Raw genomic sequence first — 24,866 nt, 5'->3', positions numbered from 1 at the left:
TAGTTTAATTTTTAATCTTTAATTACCAAAGATGCCAAAGAGAAGACGAAGTAAAGCTTTCTGGAAAAATTTCAAGTTCAAGTATAAACTAACGATCGTTAATGAAAATACACTTGAAGAAATTGTCGGACTTCGTGTATCCAAGCTCAATGGACTATCCGTTTTACTTTGCGTGCTGGCAGTGCTTTTCCTGATTGCTTCCTGCATCATTACTTTCACCCCGTTGCGCAATTATCTTCCGGGATATATGAACAGTGAAGTCCGTACACAGATTGTAGATAATGCGCTGCGTGTAGACTCTTTGCAACAAGTGCTCAACAAGCAGAATCTCTACATCATGAACATTCAGGACATTTTCAGCGGGAAAGTGCCTATCGACAGCGTGCAAACGCTTGATTCGCTGACTGCTGCCCGTGAAGACACGTTGATGGAACGAACCAAGCGGGAAGAAGAATTCCGCCGCCAATATGAGGAGAATGAAAAATATAATCTGACCTCCATCACTTCCCAACCGGACGTGACCGGATTGATATTATACCGTCCGACACGAGGCATGGTGTCCGACCACTTCAATGCCGAAAAGAAACATTACGGCACTGACATTGCCGCCAATCCCAACGAAAGCGTACTGGCAACCATGGACGGAACCGTCATCCTTAGTACATACACCGCTGAAACCGGTTATCTGATTGGCGTGCAACACAACCAGGATTTAATTTCGATCTACAAACACTGCGGCTCTCTCCTGAAAAAGGAAGGTGAACGGGTGAAAGGAGGCGAAGCCATCGCCCTGGTAGGAAATAGCGGAACACTTAGTACAGGGCCGCACCTGCACTTCGAACTTTGGTATAAAGGTCACCCGGTAAATCCGGAAAAATACATCGTTTTTTAAGTTATCAATGATGAATGATGAGATATGGCGAGTGATGAGATATAAGTGATAATCAGCGATGATATGTTTGTCAACAAAATAGGAAGAATTAGATAAAATGAATATAGAGACTAATAAAAAGAAAAAACAAATAGCTATCCTTGGCTCCACAGGTTCTATCGGGACGCAGGCTTTGCAAGTCATCGAAGAGCATCCCGACCTGTACGAAGCATACGCACTGACAGCCAACAATCGTGTGGAACTACTGATTGCCCAAGCACGGAAGTTCCAGCCGGAAGTGGTAGTGATAGCCAACGAAGAAAAGTATTCCGAACTGAAAGAAGCATTGAGCGACCTGCCTATCAAGGTGTACGCAGGAACCGACGCTATCTGTCAGATTGTGGAAGCAGGTCCTATTGATATGGTATTGACAGCCATGGTCGGTTATGCCGGACTGAAGCCGACAATCAACGCGATCCGCGCCAAGAAAGCGATTGCGTTGGCAAATAAAGAAACATTGGTAGTAGCAGGTGAACTGATTAACCAGCTGGCACAACAATATCGCACTCCGATTCTGCCGGTAGACTCTGAACACTCCGCCGTTTTTCAGTGTTTAGCGGGAGAAGTGGGCAATCCGATTGAGAAAGTGATATTGACTGCCTCCGGAGGTCCGTTCCGCACTTACACTTTGGAACAATTGAAGTCCGTGACTAAGACACAGGCCTTAAAACATCCCAATTGGGAAATGGGAGCAAAAATCACGATTGATTCTGCTTCTATGATGAATAAAGGTTTTGAAGTGATCGAAGCCAAATGGCTGTTCGGTGTTCAACCCAGTCAGATTGAGGTGGTTGTGCATCCGCAATCAGTCATTCACTCGATGGTGCAGTTTGAAGACGGAGCTGTAAAAGCACAGTTGGGCATGCCCGATATGCGCCTGCCCATCCAGTATGCATTCTCCTATCCCGACCGTATCAGTTCTTCTTTCGACAGGCTCGATTTCTCCAAATGCACGAACCTGACGTTTGAGCAACCCGACACGAAACGTTTCCGCAATCTGGCACTCGCCTACGAAGCGATGTATCGCGGGGGGAACATGCCTTGCATCGTTAATGCCGCCAATGAAGTAGTGGTAGCCTCTTTCCTGAAAGACGGCATCAGCTTCCTCGGCATGAGCGACGTGATAGAGAAAACAATGGAACGGGCCACCTTCATTGCCAATCCGACATACGATGATTATGTGGCTACCGATGCGGAAGCAAGAAAGATAGCAGCAAGTCTGATATAATTCATTTCGTAGAGGAATAAAGAAAATAGAGAAATTGATTAGTATTAATATAAATTGAAAATAGCCTTTATATCTTCTCTTTGGCAGAGAATCCAGTGAAGGCTTTAAATTGTAAATAGACTATATGGAAACATTTTTGATTCGTGCCCTGCAATTGATTATGAGCTTATCTTTGCTCGTTATCATTCATGAAGGCGGGCATTTTCTTTTTGCCCGTTTGTTTAAGGTGCGTGTAGAAAAATTCTGCTTATTTTTTGACCCCTGGTTCACCCTGTTTAAATTCAAGCCCAAGAAAAGTGACACAGAATATGCAGTAGGTTGGCTGCCATTGGGCGGTTATGTCAAGATAGCCGGTATGATTGACGAGTCGATGGATACCGAGCAGATGAAACAACCCGAACAACCGTGGGAGTTCCGTTCCAAACCGGCGTGGCAACGTCTGCTAATCATGGTGGGTGGCGTACTGTTCAACTTCCTGTTGGCCCTGTTCATCTACTCGATGATTCTATTTGCGTGGGGCGACCAATATATAAAGGTGCAGGAAGCTCCTCTCGGTATGGATTTCAACGAAACGGCCAAATCCGTAGGTTTTCAGGACGGCGACATCCTTCTTTCTGCCGACGGCGTTCCTTTTGAACGTTATGACGGCGATATGTTGAGCCAGATTGCCGACGCCCGCGAAGTAAGCGTTATCCGCAACGGTGCGAAAGCCTCCGTTTATATCCCTGAAGACTTGATGCAACGCCTTCTGGCAGACAGCATCCGTTTTGCCTCCTACCGTTTCCCGTATGTGATAGACAGTGTGATGGTGAATTCTCCTGCCGCACAAGCAGGCATCCAACCAGGCGACAGCATTATCGCCCTGAACGGAACACCGATTTCTTTCTCCGACTTCAAAGAAGCGATGGCAGAACGTAAGAAAAACGCGGAAATCCTGCTCAAAGACAGCATAGATCCGCGCCTGATTACACTGACCTATGTGCGTGGCGGCGTAACCGACACATTGAATATGCGTGTAGACTCCGCCTACCTGATGGGTGTAACCGCCTGTCTCGTCACAGACCGCCTGCTCCCTATGGTGAAAAAAGAATATACTTTCTTCGAATCCTTCCCGGCAGGTGTCTCCCTCGGCGTAAAGACCCTGAAAGGATATGTAGGAAACATGAAATACCTCTTCTCGAAAGAAGGAGCCAAACAGCTAGGTGGCTTCGGAACGATCGGCAGCATCTTCCCTGCTACATGGGATTGGCACCAGTTCTGGTATATGACAGCCTTCCTTTCCATCATTCTGGCTTTCATGAATATCCTCCCTATCCCCGCATTGGACGGCGGCCACGTGCTCTTCCTCTTCTACGAGATGATAGCTCGCCGCAAACCGAGCGACAAATTTATGGAATACGCTCAAATGACCGGTATGATTCTACTCTTCGGTCTGTTGATATGGGCTAACTTCAACGATATTCTAAGGTTCTTCTTCTAACAGACCAAACGACAGAAGAAAGACATAAAAAACAATCCCGGATGAGAACAGGTATTCACTCCTCTCTCATCCGGGATACTTTTTTTATAGAGTGGAAGGCTGCGATAGTCTCAAGCTGCTGACGATAGCCGCCACAACAGCAAATCCACTTCCTACCATAAGACAGACAGCCGTACTCCGGTCATGAGCAACGAAGCTGAAAAGCAATGCGACCAATGTTGTCCCGGTGGTCTGTCCCAGCAAGCGGGCCATTCCCAACATACCACTGGCTCCGCCCGAACGTTGCGTAGGAGCGGAAGAGATAATCGTACTGTTGTTCGGTGTCTGAAACAATCCGAAGCCTGCCCCACACAGCATCAAACGCAGAATGATACTAATATCGGACGACTCGGCAGTCAGACTGGAAAGCGAGAAAAGCCCGACGGCAAACAGAGCCATCCCGACACTTCCCAAGATACCGGGGTGGATGCGCTCGACAAGATATCCTGCCAACGGAGCCGTGACAAGCGTAGCCAACGGCCACGGTGTGAGTAGAAGTCCGGTCATGACTTCGCTGTGTCCCAAAGTGTTCTGGAGGAAAAAAGGCAAAGAAACCATCGCTGTCATTTGTGCTATGAAAGAACAGATGGAAGTCAGGATGGACAGCCGGAAAATCGGAATCCGCAGCAGATCAAGAGGGAGCAGCGGAGTGGTCTGCGTCAGTTGCCGGCGCACGTAGTAGGTACCGACCACTGCCAACACAATCAGTTGAATGAAAAGGAAGTCCATTTTCTCATGGTGGGCAAATCCGTCCAGCGTGTAAATGAGCAGACCGAAAGTGACCGCATTCGCGATGGCACTGATGTAATCGAATTTACGTTTCGTACACTCCTCCTGTCGTGGCAGATGTTTGATGCCGAGAAGCAATGCAGTGAGTCCCAACGGCACATTGATGGCAAACAACCAGTGCCAACTGGCAATGGAAAGAATACCGCTCGCCACAGATGGTCCGGCGGCAGCCGATATGGCGACTACCATTGCATTGATCCCCATCCCCCGCCCGATCTGGCTCTTCGGATAGATGTAACGCAGCTGTGCCGTATTCACACTAGTGATGGCGGAAGCGCTGAACCCTTGAAAGATACGGGCAACCGTCAAAGTCCAAAACGAATCGGACAAGGCACAGATCAATGAAGTGACGCAAAACAGTCCGATGCCCGAAAGAAAGACTTTCCGGTAACCGATGATTTCACCCAAAGCGGAAAAAGACAGTAACGATATAACGATGGCCAGCTGATAGCCGTTGATAATCCAGGTGGTTACAGCGGGAGAAGTCCCAAAATCATGCGAAAGTGTAGGTAGTACGATATTGACGATGTTAATATCCAGTACTGACATACAAAGAGCGAAGCCGACAGACACCACCGCCCAAATACGTTTAGGCATTGGCAAGCCATCGGGCTCATCGTTTTTTTGAGTTGGATTTATTGATTGTACCATAAAAACTTATTCTTGTAAGTAGTCGTTTATTTCTTCACCATCAAGCAGACACAAACACAGACGCAAGCCCCACCGGCTACAAAAAAAGCACCGCGTTACTCTGTGATGAAAAATGATTCACTTGGTTTCGTAAAGGTAAACAAAACAACGGTACAGGTGTTTTTGTTTCCTTTGAAAAATAAGTTTTTTTAGTGCTCAACTACTGGATTCAACTTACTCCAAATGTCGAATTACATTTACTTCAACTTCAAAATCCGCTGATTACTGCTTCCCCTGAACTCCAGATATGGAGAGAAAAGAGCCTGTTCGAAGCGTCCGTCCACCAATACATCAATATAATCAAGAGCGGCACTCAAACGAGGCTGCGCCTTAATTTCTTCGTATGTGTATCCGGTGTAGCACCACACGTTCATCCCTGTTTCCTCTTTCACCCGTTTCAGTAAAAGCAGGAACGCTTCCGGATGAAAAAACGGATCACCGCCGGAAAAAGTAACGCCGTCCAACAAAGGATTCGCTTTGATTTCACGAATGATGGACTGTATTTTCTCCTCCGTCAGTTCTTCTCCTGCTCCCGGATTCCAACTCTCCGGGTTGTGGCAACCGGGACAATGATGGGAGCAGCCGGCAAGATAAATAGAAAACCTGATACCTTCACCGTCAACAATCGTTTCAGAATAAGTTCCTAGTAAATTCACTTCTTTAATAGCTAATGGAAAATGAAGATTTGAGAATGGATGATAACCATATAAATGTGGAATAAATACTCGTTACAGAACAGTACAAGATGAGAGTAACGTGCTGCAAGTAATAACCGAATAATGGATAATGAACCGTAACGCTTTCATCAAGCACCGTTCATTATCCATTCATCAATTATCAAACATTTATTCTACAAATGTTTTACACGGTCCTTCTCTTCTGCCCGCTTGGCAGAGTTCCAAGAGCTTAAATCGCCCGTCAGATAACCGGTGATACGGCGCATACGGAGAATACTTTCACTCTGGCATACAGGGCATTTATCGAAGATAACTCCCTTGTAACCACAGTTATGGCAAGTGTCTACCGGGTGATTGATAGAGCCGTATCCAATTCCTTCGTCGTGCATCACTTTCACAATCTTGGCAATGGCACGCACATTCTTCTGCGCTTCACCGTCCAGCTCCACATACGTGATGTGTCCGCCGCGCGTAATAGCGTGGAACGGAGCTTCACGCTTGATTTTCTCAACGATGCTGATCGGTTCTTTCACGTCTACGTGGAAAGAGTTGACATAATAGTCGCGATCTGTCACTCCGGGGATTTTTCCATATTTCCGGCGGTCCATTTTCGTGAAACGTCCCGAAAGTCCTTCGGCAGGAGTAGCCAGAACGGAGTAGTTCAGGTTATATTTCTCTTTATATTCGTCTACCACTTTATTCATTTCCATCACCGCTTTATACAGCGTGTCCCATGCTTTCTGGCTGTGTCCGTGACCTTGTCCGTAGAGAGCCACCATCGCGTTATGCCCGCCGATAAATCCGATCCCCAGTGTACCGCTGCGCAAGGCGTCTCCTACCTGTTCGTTCGGATTCAGTTCGCCACCGCCTTTCCACACATTATTTCCCATCATGAACGGGAACTGGCGTGCCAGGGCCGTACGCTGATACTGATAACGTTCGTAAAGCTGGTCAGCCACGAGCGCGGACATTTGGTGTACAGATTCGATGAAAATTTCTTTTGCTTTTTGTTCGATGGCGTCCTTGTTGCGTTCATCCTCTACCAGATTTTCCGCTTTGATACGGGCTTCGATAGCCAGTCTTGGCATATTCAGTGTGGTGAACGAAAGATTGCCACGTCCTAAAGAAGATTTTTCTCCGGCCACATTTTCAAAAACACGGGTACGGCAGCCCATTGTTGCCAATTCGTAAATGTAACGCTGCGGATCGTCGGCTTTCCATTTCTCGTTCTGGTTGAAAGGTGTGTCGAGGAACATGAAGTTCGGGAACAACGCTTTCGCAGTAGTCTGGCAAGCCTTTAATAACAAGTCGAAGTTGGGAGCCTCGTAACTGTCGGTCATTGCCGCTTCGATGTTCTCCGCTTTCATTGCTTTCTCAAAGTCTTTCTCCGAGTAAGAAACGCCGTCTTTCACCTTGAATATCTGGATAGGGAATACGGGCACTTCTCCTCTGGTGCCGAGGCCTTCAATGGTAGCTTTCAGCAGTTCTTCGATCACCATGCGGCCTTCGGCAGAAGTGTCCGTTCCGTAGTTGATGGAACTGAATACCACTTGGTTACCGCCACGAGAATGCATCGTATTCAGGTTGTGGATAAATCCTTCCATTGCCTGATGCGTATCTTTACGGGTCTGCTGGTAGGCTTTTTCGACGATGCGGGCAAGGTGTTCCTTATCTATAATGATCTGTAAAGCGACCAGAGCGATGCGCAATGTTTCGCGTTCGGCCTCGGTGGACTTGATAGACGGAAGGTATTCTTTAATCAACGTGCGGATGGATTTTTCATCGGCCTGATTTCCGTTTTCCATAGCCACATAGAAGTTGATGAACGATGCCAGATGCTTGCGAAAAGATTTAGCCACTCCTTTTGCCATGAAGAAGTCGAAAGCCGGAATCGCCTGTCCGCCATGCTGCTCATTTTGGTTGGTCTGAAAGATGATGGTAGCCAGCGTAGCATAGCTTTGGATGCTTTGCGGGGTGCGGATGCTACCGTTCTTTGTGCGAAAACCGCGTTCAAAGAGGTCATCCATATCATATTGAATGCAGGTTGTCGTCTTTGTCGGATAATAATCCAGGTCGTGGATGTGAATGTCTCCCAACTGGTGCGCTTCGGCAAAACGTTTCGGCAACAAGTATTTATAGGTATAATCTTTAGTTACTTCGGAAGCGAACGTCATCATCTGTCCGGCAGGCGTGTGACTGCTCATGTTGGCGTTGCTCAAATTGACATCGTTCTTGTCGATAGCCACAATGCCGTCCATCACCTGTTTCATCTGGGTTTTCTTATCACGCTCCGTATTCCGCCATTCGCGATAGATGATGTATTTCTTCGCTACTTCCGGCCGCACTTTCATCAACGACTTTTCTACCAAGTCTTGAATCTCTTCTACGGTGATCGTGGGGGTTGAAAACTGACTGATAACATTCATGGTGATGTCAGCAACCAACTGCTGCTCATCCTGAATTCCACTTGCACTGAATGCTTTACTGATTGCATTCTTAATCTTACTGATAGAGAAATCTTCTCTTTTACCATCACGTTTGATGATACAAATTTCCGCGTAGTTCATAACTTTAACTCCCGAAAGCATTAATAAATTAAAAATAGAAAATCTCTTCGGCAGGTCTTCTGACTTATCCCTCCCCCGCAACACCTTCCCACACCGGCATCGATGCAGTGGCCTATTGTGCGGATTCTTAGAGAATTACAGCAGCGGGTACTGTCGCTGATTTGCACAGCGTTCCCTCATTGACTAAACCTCTTTTTAGTTCCGAAACCGGATACAAAGATAGGAGATTATATCATAGCTTGGTTAGCTTTTAACATTAAATTTCGGGAAACTTTTCTTTCTCGCTGATACAGAAAGTTTTCCAAAACGGAAAACTTTTTTCTGATTTTAACGTGGATAATATTCCAAATCCGTTTATTTCACCCCAAAGACATATATAGTTTTTAGATACTTTACTCTTAACGAAAAAAGGATGTGTTAAAAGTCTCCACAACTATCTTTTGCTTCATAAGTTATAGACTATTTTTTCACTTTCGACAAGCCTTTCTTCCCAATGGAATGAAAGAAATTATAATTTTTCTATTTCTTCTTTCGAAAGCCCGGTAGATTTCATAATAATATCGTCAGCCACACCTAATTCTTTCAAATTACGAGCTGTTTCTTCTTTACCTTTTTGCAAACCTTTCTGTAATCCTTTTTGTAAGCCTTTCTGTAAGCCCTTCTGTTCAGCAAAGTCCAACGTATTAAAATAATCGTTATAAACTTTCCATTCTTCTTCATACTGGGCTCTTTCCTCCTGGGTCATATTTGCTTTGGAAGCCAACTTTTCAAGTCGCTCGAAGACGGCCTTGCGAGCCTTGAAAGGCATCCGGTCAAGTGTATCCATATGCTTTAGTATATAAATCCAGCGTTCAAAATCATTTTCACATTCATCCTCTTCTTTGTTGAAGTTCGGTAGTTCGATAAAAATCTGCCGGAACTTGTTGCTGAAGAGCTTCCCCGTATCCCTGTCAGAAAGAACGATATCCGTTCTGATTTTAGAGGGCATATCCTTATCCATCACGAAATTCATGAAGAACACTCCGTACACGGCATCCAACTGGAAGTTCCAAACTCCCCTTTTCGCTTGCTGCGTAATGGCCCTAGAAAGATAGAAGAGGGCACGATCTTTAAAATAAGGCTGTTCCCGGTTCTGCATTTCTACGATAATACGTTCACCGGTATCGGTTACGCAATAGATGTCGTAGATAAGACCTCGTTCTGTTTTTACTTCCGGCGGCTGTTCGTTGTTAAGGAACCTGATGTCGGTGATTACGTGCTCGCCTACGAGCAAATCGTTCAAGAAGTCGATTAACAACTCCTTTTCTACCTCTCTGCCGAATAAAAACTTAAAGCCAAAATCGGTAAAGGGATTGATAAATCTTCCCATTATATGCTGTGTCTCAATTATAAAACAAAGATAGAGTTTTTTTGTTGAATACGGTCAAGAATAGAAGAAAATAAATGGATACAAAAAAAGCTGCCTCATTCAGAAATATTTCTGTCTTAAAAAAATTATCATCAAAATTCTCATTTCCGCCATGTTTCCGAAAAAGTATTTTCGGAATACGAAAAAAGAAAAGCTGCCTCGTCCATTCGAGACAGCTTCTTTACTTGCTCCTTACTTATGTTTACTCTATGAGTTGCTACACGTTTATTTTTACTTGTTCCGCGAACTACGTGCAGACGGCACGTTCTATGTTTTTACGTCATTCCGTTTCATACCTTTTTTTTCAGGTATGCCAAGCCTTTTCCAGCTAGCTAGTCCTTTTCTGCCTTGCCGTTTCTCCGGTGGCGGAAACGCAGAACTGCTTCAAGAATATCCAGCAACTTCTCCAATAATAGTCTCATCCGTTTTCTTTTTAAAAGTTAATAATCCGTTTTATGTCCGTTGGATTCCGTTTTATGTCCGTTGGAATTTGACAGCCAACCGTCAACCGTCGGTCATGTTCGGGCTTTAGTTTGCCCGACAAACTTATCAGTTAGTCCCTGCGGATTCAGCTGCTGGCTGAACTCCCGGTTAAGCTGCCGGGTCCGGTGCTTCTCCACTTCCACCACCAGGTTTATTATCATCATCCGGGTCTTTGTCAATGACATCGTCGGCCACAAACGAACCCGCTACATCCTTGATGTGCACAAACTCCACCCCGGTGGTCAACGCACGGGTAGCACTTCCGTTGGCGGCACGGGTGTATTCGGGAGTAAACTGGCAACGCAATGAAGTGATCTGCGAACTGCTGACCTTATTTTCCAACTCTACCCCTTTTCCGTTTGCCTTGGCAATCATAGTAAACGTCCCCAAGCCTTCGAGACGTACCGTGCGGCTGTTGAGCAACTGTTCACGCATCACCGACATCAGGTTACGAATCACGTTGTGAACATCACCCGCCGTCAGCGAGGCTTTTTCTGCAATCAATTCCGCCATTTTCTGCGTATTGACCATTTTCCCGAATTTCACCAGACGGGGATAATAAAGTTTCTGTCCTTCCTTGTTGGCAAGCGTTGCCTGATACGGTTTGTAAATTAATGGCATACTTTTTTTCCTTTCTTCTTTTTAATAATTAATGAATAAATTCTATCTGTAACCGATTACGAAGGCAAAAGTATAGGAAAGGAAAAAAGCAAAGGAACACGACGTGACAACTCGTCACAAGAGACAACAAAAAGACACAATTTCTACACGAGCTATGCCAACAGAGGCTTCTGTACAAAGCAGAACCACTTGGCATAAAAAAGCGTATCTTCGCATTCACACAGGATAAACTTTAAAGAAACAGATAAGTTCCTGTCACTGATTAATGGCTATTTTTTTAGGAGTAATCCGCGCCTAAATTATGATATAAACGAATTATGATATAAACTAATTATGAACACCTACTAATAATAGAAAGTACCGACAATGAAAACAGAAACAACAGTAACCTCCGTCAGCCCAAAAGAAATGTCGGAGACGGCAAACTCTCCCCGCATACAGACTTACAGCAAAAGTCAGCTGGCCACACTTTATCTGCCTCACATACAGTCTGCTTCGGCACGCCGCACCCTCCGCAGTTGGATTGCCCAAAATACGGCATTACAAGCCGCACTTGCCCAAACCGGCTACAGTGAAAAGGCAATCTTACTTACTCCGGCTCAAGTTGGACTATTCTTCAAGTTTTTGGGAGAACCCTAAAAAACAAATACGGTACGGAAAGGAATGAAAATAGAGTGATCTGAATGGATATTTGACATCGTAGTGCCCGAACAGGATTTCCCTCCGGCATACAAGTAATTTTTTAGACACGAATGACGCAGATGACACTGATGACACGAATGACACGGATTTTAAAGCTGTACAGCTATTTTAAAATCCGCGTCCGTCATCCGCGTCTAAAAGATAAATTCATAACCGGGCAAGAATATCGCCCGAAGCCGCCTTATTCCGAGGGTTCTCCTCCCGACGGTTTCATTAAATCGGCAGTGACCTCCGCTTTAAAACGGACCCCGTCATGAAGCCGCAGATTCAATTTGACAGTCACATTCGTTTCGCTGTTACGCTGCACATAAAACGTCCCTGTAACCTTTTTATACTGCGAGTAATAATAAATCGGATCTTCGTAGATAAAAACATACTGGTCGTTGTGATAGAGCGTAGAAGCATCCACCACCTGCCCTTCCCAATACAAATGGAGAGAAAAAGCAAAATAAGTATCAGTCTTTCCCTCATCCATCTTTTCCGGAGAAAGGACACAAGTTAAATAGTCCCCATCCACAGAAGCCACACCGGACACAATCTTATTCGCCTCTCCCCGGAAAGAGTAAGTACCGATGGAAGGCATTTCCTCCACGTCCGGCCCGGGAGTTATCGAATCATTGTCGTCGCTGCATCCGACGAAAGCCAACAGCAGTCCCGATAAAGCGAACAGATTGAAATATTTCAGTAAAATTTTCTTCATGAATATACTTCATTAAATCGTTATTCTATTACGGTCGCCGTGCCCTTGTAGTAGCCGGACAAGTCGCCATCGTACTGTACAATACTAAAAATCTTGAATGTCATTTCAATTTCACTTCCTTGAAGAGCCACAGAAGTATTGCCACCTGCGGCCAAATGAGCACCGTTCGTCGTATTAGCCTGATTATAAGTCACTCCTCCGTAAGCGATCGATATTTTCGCATTTTCCGCACTACCGGAAAATCCGTGAATAGCTCCCTCCATCATACTCTTCGGAACACGTACCACGGCATCCGCTGCCGACATTCCGGCCACGGTAGTGATACCTGCCTGCCGGGAAATATAAATCGCACAAATATCCGCATCTGTCTTATCTACCACTACCGACTGGATAGTCACCGGAGTGCCGTCCGCTCTCAACTGATATTGATTCGGAATCGTCGTATCATATACTTCGAAAGTACCGTTGTAGTTGCCCGATATTTTAAGGCTATTGTCTCCCAAATATTTGAGGTCGAGCGTCAACGAGTATTCATTATCCGCCGATTTCGACACACTGAATGTACCTGCCGCGTCTTCCAGATGTCCTTTAGAAACTTCGATTCTTTCTTCATCATACGGATTATAATAAGTAAACTCAAAAGCCAGATTCGTAGTTGTTATATCTACCTCCTGTCCGTCCAGTCCTGTATTCGGAACAAAAAGACGTACGTAATATGTATTTACATTATTCAAATCTGCAGCAGATGAAATCCCTGACGGAGTGAGATACAAGGCAACTCCTTCATTGGTCTTTTCATAGAAGGTAGCTTTGATATCACGTGTACTTTCTCCATTCAGAGTCAAAATATTGGTGGTGCTTTGCTTTATCTCGGTGTAATTACCTTCATAAGAACCTTTGAACTTTTCGCCCGAAAGCAACGTAAAACTAAAGGTTACCTTTATACTCTCTTCTGTCTTTTCGACTTTGAGCTTACCAGCCGAGCACACATCCGCCCATCCGTAAGGATCTACTGCGTCAATATCATCCGCTCCCAAGTTCGTCATGTTATAGAAAGCGTACTCCACATCTTCACCAGCGGTAATATCGATTTCTTGTCCGACCATTTCGGGAGTAACAGCCAGCATCAGATATTCGGCATCCGATATATCCTCCACCGTAGTCAAGCCGGCCTCCGGACTTAAATAAACATATTGGAAACCTCCTAACGTAGTAGCCACAACCGACTTCAACGTACGTACCTCATCGCCCAGAGAATATTCGTTCGGAAGCTTTTCCGGAGCCTTGTAAGCGCACTCCGCCTCGCCCGTAAATTTACCGCCACTTTTCAGTGTAAAGTCGAAAACAGCTTTCACGGCCGATGTCTCATTTTCTCCCGGTGTCATTGTCACGGTGATCTTGCCCTGTGTCAACACGTCTTTCCATTCGTCGGGGCTAACGGTGACAATGGCCTCTCCGTCGGCATCCATGTAATAAACCACATAAGTGTCGTCATCAGAACCGCCTACCGTGACCGGATTGCCTACCAGACTCTTATCCACTCCCATCATTACATATTCCTTACCGCTTCCCATAAAGTCTTCCAACGTTTCCAGACTTTGCAACGGACTCATACATACGTATATAATGCCCTCCTGTTCAAAGCAGGACACCGATTTCGCTTGTATCGTCTTATCTTTATACGTATACGTATTAACAGTTTCTACCGGCTCCGGTTCAGGCTCGGGCGCCGGGTCATCGCTACTACATGCCACAAAACAACTCATTGTTAACATGAACAAGAAAAAGGAAATAAATCTAGTTTTCATATCTCTCATTTTTGGGGTTAATTATAAAATCGTGTGATTAAAAAAAGAATACATTGACGGGAGTATCCTGCGAGTAGGTGGTACGCACGTGGTGCGGGTGTACCTTATCACAATCGATAAAGTCAATAGTCAGCGTATGTTTGTCCCCATCGCGTGCCACGGTCATCGTTCCGCTGTCTATACGTGCATATTCTTTCATGGTTCCGTTGGATATTTTCTCGTACCAGGTTCCCTGCGGATATGTAAATACATTGGGATAACCCGAAGCAATGCCTCCCGGTTTCAGGAATTCGCGCGGAATACCCTTCGACTCTTCGTCACGTGCCACTACCTTATACGTACCAGCCGGAATACCTTGTGTCACATCCGTAGCCCATTCTACAAAGAATTCCACTTTCAGCACTCTTCCGTTGCCTGTCGGCCATGTTTCGGCAAGTCCTATCCCCTCTTCTGCCAGGTAAAGTTCGACTACCCGGCACGATTCATCTTGCAGGTAATAAGAATCGCCCTTATCTTGCAGACGGGCTTGTGTCCATTCGTTCAGGGCGAGATCGGTGGTCAGCGTAGAGTTCGGAGTTTCTTCCGTGCTTTCGTGACGGTCGATAGTAGTCAGTTTTCCCGTGTAGGTGAAATAACGTTTGAGCGACAAGTCACCTACCAACGTACCACTAATCGTATATTCGCCGCCGTCACTCCGTTTAACAGTCATTTTACCTCCGGATAGCAGGTCGGCATCAACACTTGTGGAGTACGCTTTCACGTCACCATAGAAAGTACCGGCAGGCACTTCCACTTTTCCGGTCGGCAGATCCATCTGGTTCATGTATCCGAGGTTGAAGGTCCATTCATTAAACGTATATCCGTTCGGTGCCGCATCAAAGGTGCTTTCAGGAAGCGGAAACTCCGTGGTTCCGGGAGCAAACGGCGGAACATTGAGGCTGAACGCCATTATCTTGCCCGGTCCTATCGGATTACCGGCAGCATCCACTTCCATATCCGTATACAAAGTGAGCACAAAATGATCCGTCCCCACTCCGTCTTCATCTCCCCAGTATACCAAGTTGGAGTTGACAAACTCTACGGTTTCAGGAGTAGGTTTTCCATTTTCTCCGCCGGTTTTTTCGCCCTCCGGATTTTCTGTGTCATTGTCGCTGCAAGCGGTCAACGCACACGCAGACACAACAGCGAACAGGCAGACACCTAATAAATTCATTAATTTCTTATCCATATAAGAGTTATTTTATATCGTTACATCATTAAAAAGAACTTCCGTAGTGCCCGCGAAGGCAATAAAAAAGGCAGGGTAATCCCGGGAAAAAAACTCCCGTTCTCCACACGGGTAGTCCTCCCCGCCTGTCATATATGTAAAGTTAAAATTAAGAGAGGGTCATTAACCTCTCCTTCCGTTTCACAACGGTAGTTCTTTTCTTCATACATCTATTCCGGAAACGTTATATCCGGTTGATTCATAAGTTGCAAGTTTCCAACTATTTAAAGAGCGCAATGTCAGGGAAAAGAATATAGTCTTTCAATGCTGCCGTAGAAAACTGCTGTCCGTCGAACAGTGCTATCGCAAGATAACACCCGCTCTCCGGTGCACCGGTTACATCCTGATAACTCATCCCGACAGAACCATCCTGATAAAGCAGGGGAGCAAACCCGAAATTACCTTTCGAATAAATATTGGAGGAAGCTGCTACGGAAAAGCCGTATAATGTTTGTAAAACCACCTCCTCTTCCAGTGCTGTATTATCAGTTGTCCTGTTCATTGCACTATTGGCTGTTTCATCCACCTCCTGCGTCAGAACAAAATCTTTCTGCGCTGCGCCGATAGGAACTACAAAAGCCCCATCCTCGTAGGTAGCCTGCAATGAAATCGTAGCCTTCGAAGGATCTTTCAAATACTGCGCCACCGGAGTGCCGGCTAACGACATTTTTAGCGTATATCCATCGCCTTCCGCATCTTTCGTCACCTCCGTAGCCGACAAAGAATATGCCTTCGCTATCTTTTTCGTATCCCATTTCACATAAATCTGACTGTTCCCCCATGCTCCGAGCAGGTCACTCGCTTCATACTGGTAGACATAATAGAAAAACTTCCGTGCCCCCTCACTGGTACTGACCATCAGTTGGCAGGCACGCGGATTTCCGGTCTTATTCTCTTTCAATACGAGCAGGAAGCCTTCCTCTTTCGAGGCTGTAGGGACTTCCACCCAATCGACTCCTTTCTGTATACTCACCTTGAAATCGAACGAGCTGTTGACCCGCACCACGGTTTGTGAAGGAGCATTGCCGAGCCGCAACACCTGTTGGTCGGTATCGGGCGCAAAAATATTACCAGCCTGTGTCACCACAATCTTCTGTTCGTTGCTACCATCGCTTACGGTCACTTGCGTGGCACGTGACACATATTCATAATTAGCCCTGGCGAGTAATGTGATTTTCTCGTTTGTCACTTCGATCACCCTACACCAGTCCGCGCCGGAAACAGCCGTCAGTTCTCCGACAGCCTGCAAAGCCACTTCCACCGTTCCACCGCCGGCAGCCAGATCGACATCCGTGTCCACGATGCGTAAGCCCTGCGGTGTTTCATCATTATCCGTGCCGCACGCTGCCATCAGCAGGCAGCATACAGACAATACGATCATAAATAACTTGTTCATCATACTATTCTTCTATTGTTTTTTTAACCAATCTGATGGAAGCAAACGCATCCGTGTATCCGATGAAAGCCGCGTCCTCCTCCTGCGAGTTGTACACTCCGAAGATGAATCCGGAAACTTCTCCCATCCAGACTCCATTGTCCACCAGGTAAATGCCGTTAGTGGTAGCATAACTAATCAGTCCGATAGACTCACTACGGAGCACATAATCGTTCATTACGTCCCACATAGCCAGATAAACATATCCGCCCTGCACCTTTTTGAGAAGCTGCGGGGAGACGGAAAGTCCGCCGCGCGGTTTGTCAAACATCACCAGAATATCATATTCCAGCCCCTTGAGCCAGTAACTCTTTCCGTCTTCGTTCTTCAATAGCCGGACTTCCTGCGAGGCCACTTCCAGTTGTTGCGTTTCATCGTTCAGGCGGTAAAAATCCATCTGATAAGTGCCCGGATAATAATCATAGCTTTGATATCCGGCAGTGTAGACACCCGCCAATTTGATTCCCGTAGCCCCTTCGTCGGTACAGACAAAGCTGATAAGCTCGTTCTTCCAGACAAAATTCTGCATCGTCTGACCGTCTATCGTTACCGGTTCATGAAAACGCATTCCGTCGGCGGTAAACATAAAAGGCACAGTTTTTTGATGCACTTTTCCTATTTCGTCATAATAAGTCACGATAAACGTATAGTTGCTGCGCAGCATTTGCCCCGTGTAGAGTCCGTCCATCAGTAAGTCATATTCATAAAAGAAAGCATCGTCCTCCACCTTTTTTATTTTAGTGAGATATTGCTTCCACGTCTGGTCTTCGGAAAGTGCCTTCATCACAATCCGGTTGCCGTATTTTTTGCCTTTCAGTTCGATACGCTCGGCAGAAGCACTCGAAATAATAAATTCGTAGTCGCCTCCGAGCGTCCCGTTCGGGTCGTCAGACATACTTCCCTGCGGCTGCCCGAAATAATGCACCAGATAATTATAGGTATCGAATGACAACATCGTCGCCTGTTCCGACTTCACGCTATAGAGCGAACTGACCGTCTCATCTGCTTCCGCCATTTGCGAAGCCATTGTCACCCGCTGTCCGTCGAATCTGCAAAGCAGGGTGATGCCTCCAAGCGAATAATCCTTGCCGACGTAATATTCCATCACCCAGCCATTTGGAGCTGCTTTCAAAAGTTCGCCGCACCGGTTCACATCGGCTGTGGCACGGTTGGCAGACGAATCGTCAAAGTAGTTCTCCTCCTGAAAGAGGCATGACTGCAAGCCCAGACAGGCAAGAGCTAACAAGAGGTATATTGTTATATTCTTCTTCATAGTGATAATGTATAATTAAAATTCATACTCATTGAATCGTACTTAAATCAATTTCGGTAATCTCTTGCTGACGACGCAGCACGATTTTACGCAGTTCATTCAGGTCGATTCCCCAAGTGTCGCGCATATAGTTGTAAACAATCGTAAACTTTTTATTGATAGTGGCTGCGCCCGTTTCTCCGGCTGCCTTCAGCATGTTATCCCAATAGGTCTGCGTGTGGGTGACGTACATGGCTATGTTTTCCACGAAATCCTCGTTCGCCTGATTCATGGCATAGGCGGTCACGAAGCCGTCGGGCCACGCTATATCGTTTGTACGGGGCATGGCTCCCTCTGCAGTCATGTAGTAGTACCAGTCGGCTCCCACATATTTCCCCTCCGAGATCCGGTTGAAAGAAGGGTCGAAGTTTCGTTTCTGGTGCAGGATATGAGCAAACTCATGGTGCATCGTTTCAAAGTAATATTCGTTCAGTTTTTCGATATTGATTTTCTTCACGTTGAGGTCGTTCACGTTGTAAAGCGTGATTTTCTTTCCGCCTTCTGCCGTGCCGAGTACCATATTCCCGCTACTTTCGTAAGCAGGCGATCCGATGAGATGAAAGGTTTTAGGCACGTATACGCGGAGAAAATCGATTCCCGCCAGTTCTACATAAGCGTCCATCCAGACGTGCTTGATGATTTTGGACAGTGCCACCGCTTTATCATAGTCGGCAGGCACAAGGTTGTATTTATGGTCGCTTTCGATGTCCTTCATGCGGTACATGAAATCGATGTTGTAGGGATAGGTGTAGTTGTCGAGCAACCAATTGTCGAACGCGTTTCTCTCCATCGGTTCGGTGGAGAAAATGCTGTGCGCGGTGTCTATTTCGTCGCCATTGTTGCAAGCCCCCAGGCAGACTGCGGTAAGGGCAAGCAAAGAATAAATGAGCTGTTTTTTCATAACTTCCACTTTTTTTCTCTGTTAATTTCTTCTCGGGTTGGGTTGTATTCCCGCCACGATCACACTCCGCGGAATTTGGATTGCGTAACGCAAGTCGTTCGGAGGCATTTCGTCGGTGACACGCTGGTTGGCCATATCACGGCGATAAATCAGGATGCCATATCGCTTGATGTCGGGCCAGCGCATCCCTTCGTGCAGGGTGGTGATACGACGGATATGCAGGATGCAATGGATGAGATTTTCCTGCATTCCCTCCTCAATCGTAAAGTCGGGGGCCAGTTGCTTTTTCGGTGTCTGTTGCGTGAAGGGGGTGTAAAAACTCATCTTGTTATAATAGGCGTTGATCTGTTCGGGTGTCAGCACCGATTTGTTGCGGGTATAGGCACGTTGCCAACTCGTGATGTCGGCTGCCGACTGGGAGTACATTTTCTTCAGTGCGTATGCTTCGGCACGACAGAGCAGGGTTTCGTCCGTAGAAAACAGTACAGGCATATAATAAAGGTATGTGCCCTCATAAAGTCCGCTCTTACGCAGAATACTGGCAACAAACCCGTTGGTGGAGAAAGGTTTCAGATAAAAATAATCCGAACTGCCCCACAATCCTGACGACAGACAGGTTTCGCTCGTGGCGAGCGTCTGGTTGTGGAAGTAACGCGGGCCTATCAGATAGTCACTCCCGATTGCTCCCCAGTTGGAAACGGTGCTGCTTATCAACAGGTTGGCTTCGTTGGAAGAGGCAATATAGGCATCCGCCTGCACATTTCCGTTCACGGAAAGATTGCCCAACGCTTCCCAGTTGCGCAGCAGGTCGTCGGGGTTAGTCCCCAATACACGGGTGGCAAAATCAATCACACGGTCGCAATTGGAGAAATCGGGCTTCATATAATAAAGGTAGAAACGGGCGGCAAAGGCATAAGCGGCTTTACGGGTGAAGTGATATTTGGGTACGGAGTAGCTGTCGTCCGAAATCAAGTCGATCCCTTCGAGGAGGTCGCGTTCCACTTTCCGGTACACTTCTTCTAACGTGCCCCGCTCGTAACGGGGAGATACGGTGGTTTCCACCTCTTCCATATATGGCACTCCTAAAGATTGGGAGGCATGAGTGTCGTAGGCGTTGCAGAAAATATTCGCCAACATGAAATGGCAGTAGGCACGGCACACGAGCGCTTCACCTCTCTGCGGGTCGAGTGACGCCGGATTTCCTTTTTCTTCGATGGCATCGAGCGCCATATTGGCGGCGGCTATTGCGCTGTAGTAACTTCCCCAAAGAGAATTGGGCGTGTCCTGATATTCTTCCTTGGTATCTTGCCAGTGGTAGCACTCTTGTTCGGAAAGCTTGTAGTAACCGTAGGTAGGGCCACTGTCATCGGAGTTATCGCTGTAAAGCTCGAATAGTTCGTTGGGCGACGCGTCGGCATACGCCGATACAAGCAGTTTGGCTATTTTCTGGTCGGTGTTCAACTCCGTACGGTTGTCCGGCATTTCATCCAGAAAGCCGTTGCAGGAGACGGTGGTCAGGCTTAAACTTGCGGTCAGTACCAGTGCAGGGAGTATATGATTGTTTTTTTTCTTCATCTCTCGTATATTTTTTTAGGTTGATTCTCTGATTCTTTACTTATAGTCCCAGGCGCAGGGTGAGGGTGAACTGGCGGGGTACGGGCGATGCTACACCGCCGGTATTCACAAATTCCGGGTCCTGCCCGTTTAGTTTCTTGTCGGCATAAATCAGGAAGAGGTTGGTGGCCTGCAACTTGAGCGACAAGTTGGAGATTTTGGCAGGAGCAATCCAGCTTTTGGGGAACTCATACATCAGTGATATTTCCTTCATACGGATGAAATCGCCTTTGGCAATACGTTCCGTGGAGTAGTTGTAAGCATTGTAAGCAAGGTATAGCGAGGTATTCGCCTGATATTGCGGGTCGCTGATAATCACTGGTATATTGGTTTTCGCCTCATCGCCGGAGACGGTCCAACGGTTCTTAAACTCACGCGGCATGGCGGTGAGGTCGGAGTATTTATAGTTGAACACAGGGTCCAGTCGAACTACGTTGCCGAAAGAATAGGTCATAAAGACATTCAGTTTGAAGCCTTTGTAAGTGAATACGTTACCGAAACTTCCTGTGACAGTAGGGTCGGTAGGACCTTCATATTTCAGATAATCAAGTTTCTCCCGTTCCTGAAAGTTGACACCGGTAGTGGTCAGTTTTCCGTCAATCAGATACTGTGGAATACCGTCCGCGTCGAGCCCTGCAAAAGGGATGGAAAACAGTCCGCGCACGGGATAGCCTTCACGGGCGAAACCGTTGCCGGATACCAGTTCCATCATGCTGGTGAGTCCTTTCAGTTGGGTCACTTCATTTTTGGCGTAGGAGAAGATAAAGTCCGTATTCCACGAAAAATCTTTCGTGCGAATGTTGCGGGTGGAAAGGGTGAACTCCACACCGTGGGATTTCATCGTGGCTACGTTGGCATATTTGTTGATGAAACCGCCCACTCCCTGCGTGGGAACTACACCGATCAGGTCATAGTTGTTGCGCTGATACCAGTCGGCAGAGAAGTTGATCCGGTTTTCGAGCAAACCGAGGTCGATGCCGATGTTCAGTTCATGCTTTTTCTCGTAGGTGAGTTCGCTGTTCTCGATGTCCTCGATGTAAAGTCCCGTTTCCTGAATATCGGTAAAAGGACGATAGGGAGAGAAACTGCGGATGATGGCTTGCGAATTGGTTACTTCCGCCGGACCGCGATCGGCAGTAAGAGAGTAAGAAGCTTTCAGAGTCAGGTTGGAAAGAGTGGGTTGGAGCGCTTTAAAAAAAGCTTCCTCGTGCACGTTCCACGCACCGGACAAGTTCCACGTGGGCAGCCAGCGTGACGAACGGCTGCGGCCCATGCGGTTGGTTCCTTCGTAACGAAACGTTCCGTTGAGCGTGTAACGGCCGTCATAAGAATAGGTGGCGTTGAGAAAGCTCGCAATGCTACGGGTTTCGGAGTGCCCCAGACTGTAATAACGCGAACCGGACTCTATTCCGTTCTTGAAAAACTGATAGACGTAGGAAGGAATTTCCCCCATCGAATATTGCATTCCCCAGCCCTGAAAGGAAGAATATGCCTTTTTAAGGCTGTTCACTTCCATACCGGCAAAGAAGTTAGTGATGTGTTTTTCGGCAAAAAGGTGATTCCATGAGAGGGTTCCGCGGAAATCGAGCCCCAACATACGGCGGTCCTGACGCTGGTAGATTCCCCCCTCGGGCAGCAGGGTGATAGGCAGGGCGTATGGATTGTCGGGGTCTTTATAAAGCAATCCGTTTTGTTCGCGGATGGTGGCGTCGTCCATACCGGTACGGTAGGCAACGGCTTGGTTGGCATCGTCGAGCACGTTGTGTTCCTGCGACGAGGTCTGGTATCTCACAGCTCCGAGGGCACTCAATTCAAGTCCTTGAATCACTTTCCATTTCAGCTCGCCTTGAAATTTCACATCTACCATGTTGATTTCGATGTAGTTATTATCCAGTTCGTGAAGAATGTTGAATGGAGCGTAGTTGCTGATATAATCCGCAGACGGGTCGAGCGTACGGCTCGTATTGAGCGCGTAAGAATAAGGGTTGATATCGAATCCGCGTGACATCTTTCCGGAAGCGATGTCGAGGCTAGAGCTCATCGTTCCCGGTGCGTTTTGTTGACGGTAGGAAGCGTTAGAAATCAGGTTGATCGACAGGTTTTTATAAAGATTATAGGTGGTGTTTACGTTGGCTGTGTAACGCTTCACTTTGCTCTGCTTGTACCAGCCCGGATCGAGCATAGCGCTCAACGAGGCATAGAAGGATGATTTTTCCGTTCCGGCGGTGACGCTGACGGAATGATTCTGCGAAATGGCATTGGTGAAAAGCACGTCGAACCAGTCGGTGTTACGCATTTCCGCTTCACGGAGATAAGCATTGCGGGATTCGGGGGTGTTGAGAAGTCCGCGCTGGCCGTTGCTGTTATTATACTCGTCGATGAGACGATACATACGACCGTACACTCCCGTGTCTTTGGCACGGAAAAGGTCGGCACTGTTCAGCCAGCCTTTCTGCTCCATCTCTTTATAGATACCCATCTGTTCCTGCGAATTCATGATATTGAATTCTTTGTAACTGGGTATGGCACGGGTGGTAAACTCACCGGTATAACTGATTTTGCTGACTCCGGCACGGCCTTTTTTGGTGGTGACCACAATCACGCCCGCCATCGCACGTGCACCGTAAATGGAAGTTGCCGATCCGTCTTTCAATATCTGAAAGCTCTCGATGTCGTCGGAATTCAACCCGGCTATGGCGGAACTGATTAATGTCTCCGCATCACCGGAGGAAAGATCGTCGGGACCTACGTCGATGGCATCTTCAAGAATCACTCCGTCTACTACCCAAAGGGGCTTGGAGCTTCCGTAAATGGAAGTAGCACCGCGCACACGAATCTTAGGAGCGGTACCGAAAGTACCCGAAACGTTCTGAACGGAAACTCCTGCCGCACGACCTTCCAAGCCGCGACTGATGTCGGGCAAACCGTCCAGTTTCACATTATCGGCATCCAATTGTTTGGTGGCTCCCGTAAACAGGCGTTTGTCCATCTTTTGCATACCGGTCACCACCACTTCCTGCAATACTTCGGAGTCGGATTTCATCATCACCTTGATTGTCCCCGACTTAATAGGAACATCCTGCGGCTTCATGCCGACATAGGTGATTCGCAAAGTTCTTGATGAACTTATACGTTTCATAGCCCATTCCTCCGCAAATATCTAAATATAAAGTCTTTAATAAACATAAAAAAGAAGATACCTAAAGAGAATACAAGCAAACAAATGCGGAACTATAAGATAAAAATAATCTTCCTTTTTTGCCTTTAATCTACTTTTTTCGTCTTTTACCGGTTTACTGAAGAGGTAGAAAATATCTTTTATATAATGACCTTTCCAGTTCCCAAATAGCTTTTATCCTGAACTCCAAGTGACAATATAAAAGATAACGGTCACGAAATTCATAATCTTCCCGAAAACTATCCTTTTTCTACCGATAGATGCTAATTAATGATTTTTCATGTGTTATTAAACATCTTATCAGGCTATTTTATCACATTTAAATATCAAAAAGAAACTTCTTTTGAATTATCAACCATCACAAAGGCATAGAAATTCACTTTTACACACTCGTTTCATCTGCATTTCTTTTTCATCAATAGTATTTTGTCTATACAGTTCAATTTCGCATTTTTTTTCATATTTTTCTTTGTTTTTCTAAAAATGTGCTTACTTTTGCAAATAATTAAATAACAAAACAGACTATTCTACTATATAAAAACTATATGAAAAGAAAACTAACGCTGTTATTAACTTGCTTATTAGCAAGCATTAGCCTGACAATTGCCCAAACCTCTAAAAAGGTAACAGGCGTTGTCTTCTCCGAGGAAGACAATCAACCTGTCATAGGGGCATCTGTTGTAATTAAAGGTACATCTATCGGAACTACCACTGACCTTGATGGAAAGTTCGTGATTAGTAATGTACCAAGTTCATCAAGAACTTGGTAATCATTAGTCCATTCCTTCTATTTTCGTCTTTAATTCTACCTCAAATCCGCAACTAAGCTCTTCAGCGTCCTTCTTGCGTCTAAACGTCCTCTCATCACTGAATTAGCAGATAAATTGAGGCTGAAATACCCACTTCTGCCCACAATATCCCCTTGCCCCACTATGCGACTTGAGGCAATACGCAGTATCATACCCATAAGTTGTAGGCGTTATCCAAAATCAGTCTGAAAAATATCTGCGTAAGCATTATTACAGGTATAGATATT

General features: G+C 46.3%; 18 protein-coding genes and 1 riboswitch. Of the genes, 5 read left to right on the top strand and 13 right to left on the bottom strand.

The annotated features are described in order from the left end of the window. Positions 1-31 precede the first annotated feature (31 nt). From HMPREF9009_RS11335 to rseP, 3 genes are all read left to right on the top strand, one after another. A complete protein-coding gene (locus tag HMPREF9009_RS11335) occupies positions 32-892 on the top strand; it encodes a M23 family metallopeptidase (RefSeq protein WP_004317001.1) in 861 nt (286 codons plus the stop codon). A gap of 97 nt (positions 893-989) precedes the next feature. Continuing rightward, entirely contained in the window at positions 990-2,159 is a 1,170-nt protein-coding gene (locus tag HMPREF9009_RS11330; protein ID WP_004317002.1) for a 1-deoxy-D-xylulose-5-phosphate reductoisomerase, read from the top strand. 124 nt (positions 2,160-2,283) lie between these two features. After that, positions 2,284-3,639 carry an RIP metalloprotease RseP gene (rseP, locus tag HMPREF9009_RS11325; RefSeq protein ID WP_049702167.1) on the top strand — a complete coding sequence of 452 codons (1,356 nt, stop codon included), beginning with the start codon at positions 2,284-2,286 and terminating at the stop codon, positions 3,637-3,639. A gap of 84 nt (positions 3,640-3,723) precedes the next feature. Here rseP and HMPREF9009_RS11320 read toward each other — a convergent pair whose 3' ends face one another. The 5 genes from HMPREF9009_RS11320 to HMPREF9009_RS11295 all read right to left on the bottom strand — a co-directional run bounded on the left by HMPREF9009_RS11320 (position 3,724) and on the right by HMPREF9009_RS11295 (position 10,913). After that, positions 3,724-5,118, bottom strand: a complete 1,395-nt coding sequence (locus HMPREF9009_RS11320; protein ID WP_049702166.1) for an MFS transporter — start codon at positions 5,116-5,118, stop codon at positions 3,724-3,726. Between the two features lie 236 nt (positions 5,119-5,354). Next, the gene (gene nrdG / locus HMPREF9009_RS11315) at positions 5,355-5,813 is read right to left on the bottom strand and encodes an anaerobic ribonucleoside-triphosphate reductase activating protein (RefSeq protein WP_008026567.1); all 459 of its coding nucleotides are present in this window, start codon (positions 5,811-5,813) and stop codon (positions 5,355-5,357) included. 194 nt (positions 5,814-6,007) lie between these two features. Continuing rightward, the gene (locus tag HMPREF9009_RS11310; protein ID WP_049702348.1) at positions 6,008-8,401 is read right to left on the bottom strand and encodes an anaerobic ribonucleoside triphosphate reductase; all 2,394 of its coding nucleotides are present in this window, start codon (positions 8,399-8,401) and stop codon (positions 6,008-6,010) included. Between the two features lie 31 nt (positions 8,402-8,432). Continuing rightward, a riboswitch (cobalamin riboswitch) is annotated at positions 8,433-8,622 on the bottom strand. Between the two features lie 287 nt (positions 8,623-8,909). Next, positions 8,910-9,770, bottom strand: coding sequence for an Rpn family recombination-promoting nuclease/putative transposase (locus HMPREF9009_RS11305; protein ID WP_009038696.1), 861 nt, complete (start codon positions 9,768-9,770; stop codon positions 8,910-8,912). Positions 9,771-10,400: 630 nt separating this feature from the next. After that, a complete protein-coding gene (locus HMPREF9009_RS11295; RefSeq protein WP_049702164.1) occupies positions 10,401-10,913 on the bottom strand; it encodes an HU family DNA-binding protein in 513 nt (170 codons plus the stop codon). A 366-nt stretch (positions 10,914-11,279) separates the two neighbouring features. On the opposite strand from HMPREF9009_RS11295, the gene HMPREF9009_RS11290 reads away from it, so the two are divergent. Next, entirely contained in the window at positions 11,280-11,552 is a 273-nt protein-coding gene (locus tag HMPREF9009_RS11290; RefSeq protein WP_049702163.1) for a DUF4248 domain-containing protein, read from the top strand. 244 nt (positions 11,553-11,796) lie between these two features. Here the strand turns inward: HMPREF9009_RS11290 and HMPREF9009_RS11285 are convergent, their stop codons facing one another. From HMPREF9009_RS11285 to HMPREF9009_RS11250, 8 genes are all read right to left on the bottom strand, one after another. After that, positions 11,797-12,315 (bottom strand): hypothetical protein, encoded by a 519-nt coding sequence (locus HMPREF9009_RS11285; RefSeq protein ID WP_049702162.1) that lies wholly within the window; start codon positions 12,313-12,315, stop codon positions 11,797-11,799. 20 nt (positions 12,316-12,335) lie between these two features. After that, positions 12,336-14,123 carry a hypothetical protein gene (locus HMPREF9009_RS11280; RefSeq protein WP_049702347.1) on the bottom strand — a complete coding sequence of 596 codons (1,788 nt, stop codon included), beginning with the start codon at positions 14,121-14,123 and terminating at the stop codon, positions 12,336-12,338. Between the two features lie 37 nt (positions 14,124-14,160). Beyond that, a complete protein-coding gene (locus HMPREF9009_RS11275; RefSeq protein WP_049702161.1) occupies positions 14,161-15,351 on the bottom strand; it encodes a hypothetical protein in 1,191 nt (396 codons plus the stop codon). A 259-nt stretch (positions 15,352-15,610) separates the two neighbouring features. Beyond that, the gene (locus HMPREF9009_RS11270; RefSeq protein WP_049702160.1) at positions 15,611-16,789 is read right to left on the bottom strand and encodes a BACON domain-containing protein; all 1,179 of its coding nucleotides are present in this window, start codon (positions 16,787-16,789) and stop codon (positions 15,611-15,613) included. A 1-nt stretch (position 16,790) separates the two neighbouring features. Then, a complete protein-coding gene (locus tag HMPREF9009_RS11265) occupies positions 16,791-18,098 on the bottom strand; it encodes a DUF4302 domain-containing protein (RefSeq protein WP_049702159.1) in 1,308 nt (435 codons plus the stop codon). A 28-nt stretch (positions 18,099-18,126) separates the two neighbouring features. Then, entirely contained in the window at positions 18,127-19,038 is a 912-nt protein-coding gene (locus tag HMPREF9009_RS11260) for a zinc-binding metallopeptidase (RefSeq protein ID WP_049702158.1), read from the bottom strand. A gap of 21 nt (positions 19,039-19,059) precedes the next feature. Further along, positions 19,060-20,613 carry a RagB/SusD family nutrient uptake outer membrane protein gene (locus tag HMPREF9009_RS11255; RefSeq protein WP_049702157.1) on the bottom strand — a complete coding sequence of 518 codons (1,554 nt, stop codon included), beginning with the start codon at positions 20,611-20,613 and terminating at the stop codon, positions 19,060-19,062. A 40-nt stretch (positions 20,614-20,653) separates the two neighbouring features. Then, positions 20,654-23,791 (bottom strand): SusC/RagA family TonB-linked outer membrane protein, encoded by a 3,138-nt coding sequence (locus tag HMPREF9009_RS11250; RefSeq protein ID WP_049702156.1) that lies wholly within the window; start codon positions 23,789-23,791, stop codon positions 20,654-20,656. 584 nt (positions 23,792-24,375) lie between these two features. Here HMPREF9009_RS11250 and HMPREF9009_RS11245 point away from each other — a divergent pair. Further along, positions 24,376-24,600, top strand: a complete 225-nt coding sequence (locus tag HMPREF9009_RS11245; protein WP_004314034.1) for a carboxypeptidase-like regulatory domain-containing protein — start codon at positions 24,376-24,378, stop codon at positions 24,598-24,600. Positions 24,601-24,866: the final 266 nt, after the last annotated feature.

It is taken from the genome of Bacteroides sp. 3_1_13 (genome assembly GCF_001185845.1).
In the GTDB taxonomy this organism is placed as follows: Bacteria; Bacteroidota; Bacteroidia; order Bacteroidales; family Bacteroidaceae; genus Bacteroides; species Bacteroides xylanisolvens.
This window is presented reverse-complemented; position numbering and strand designations above follow the sequence as displayed.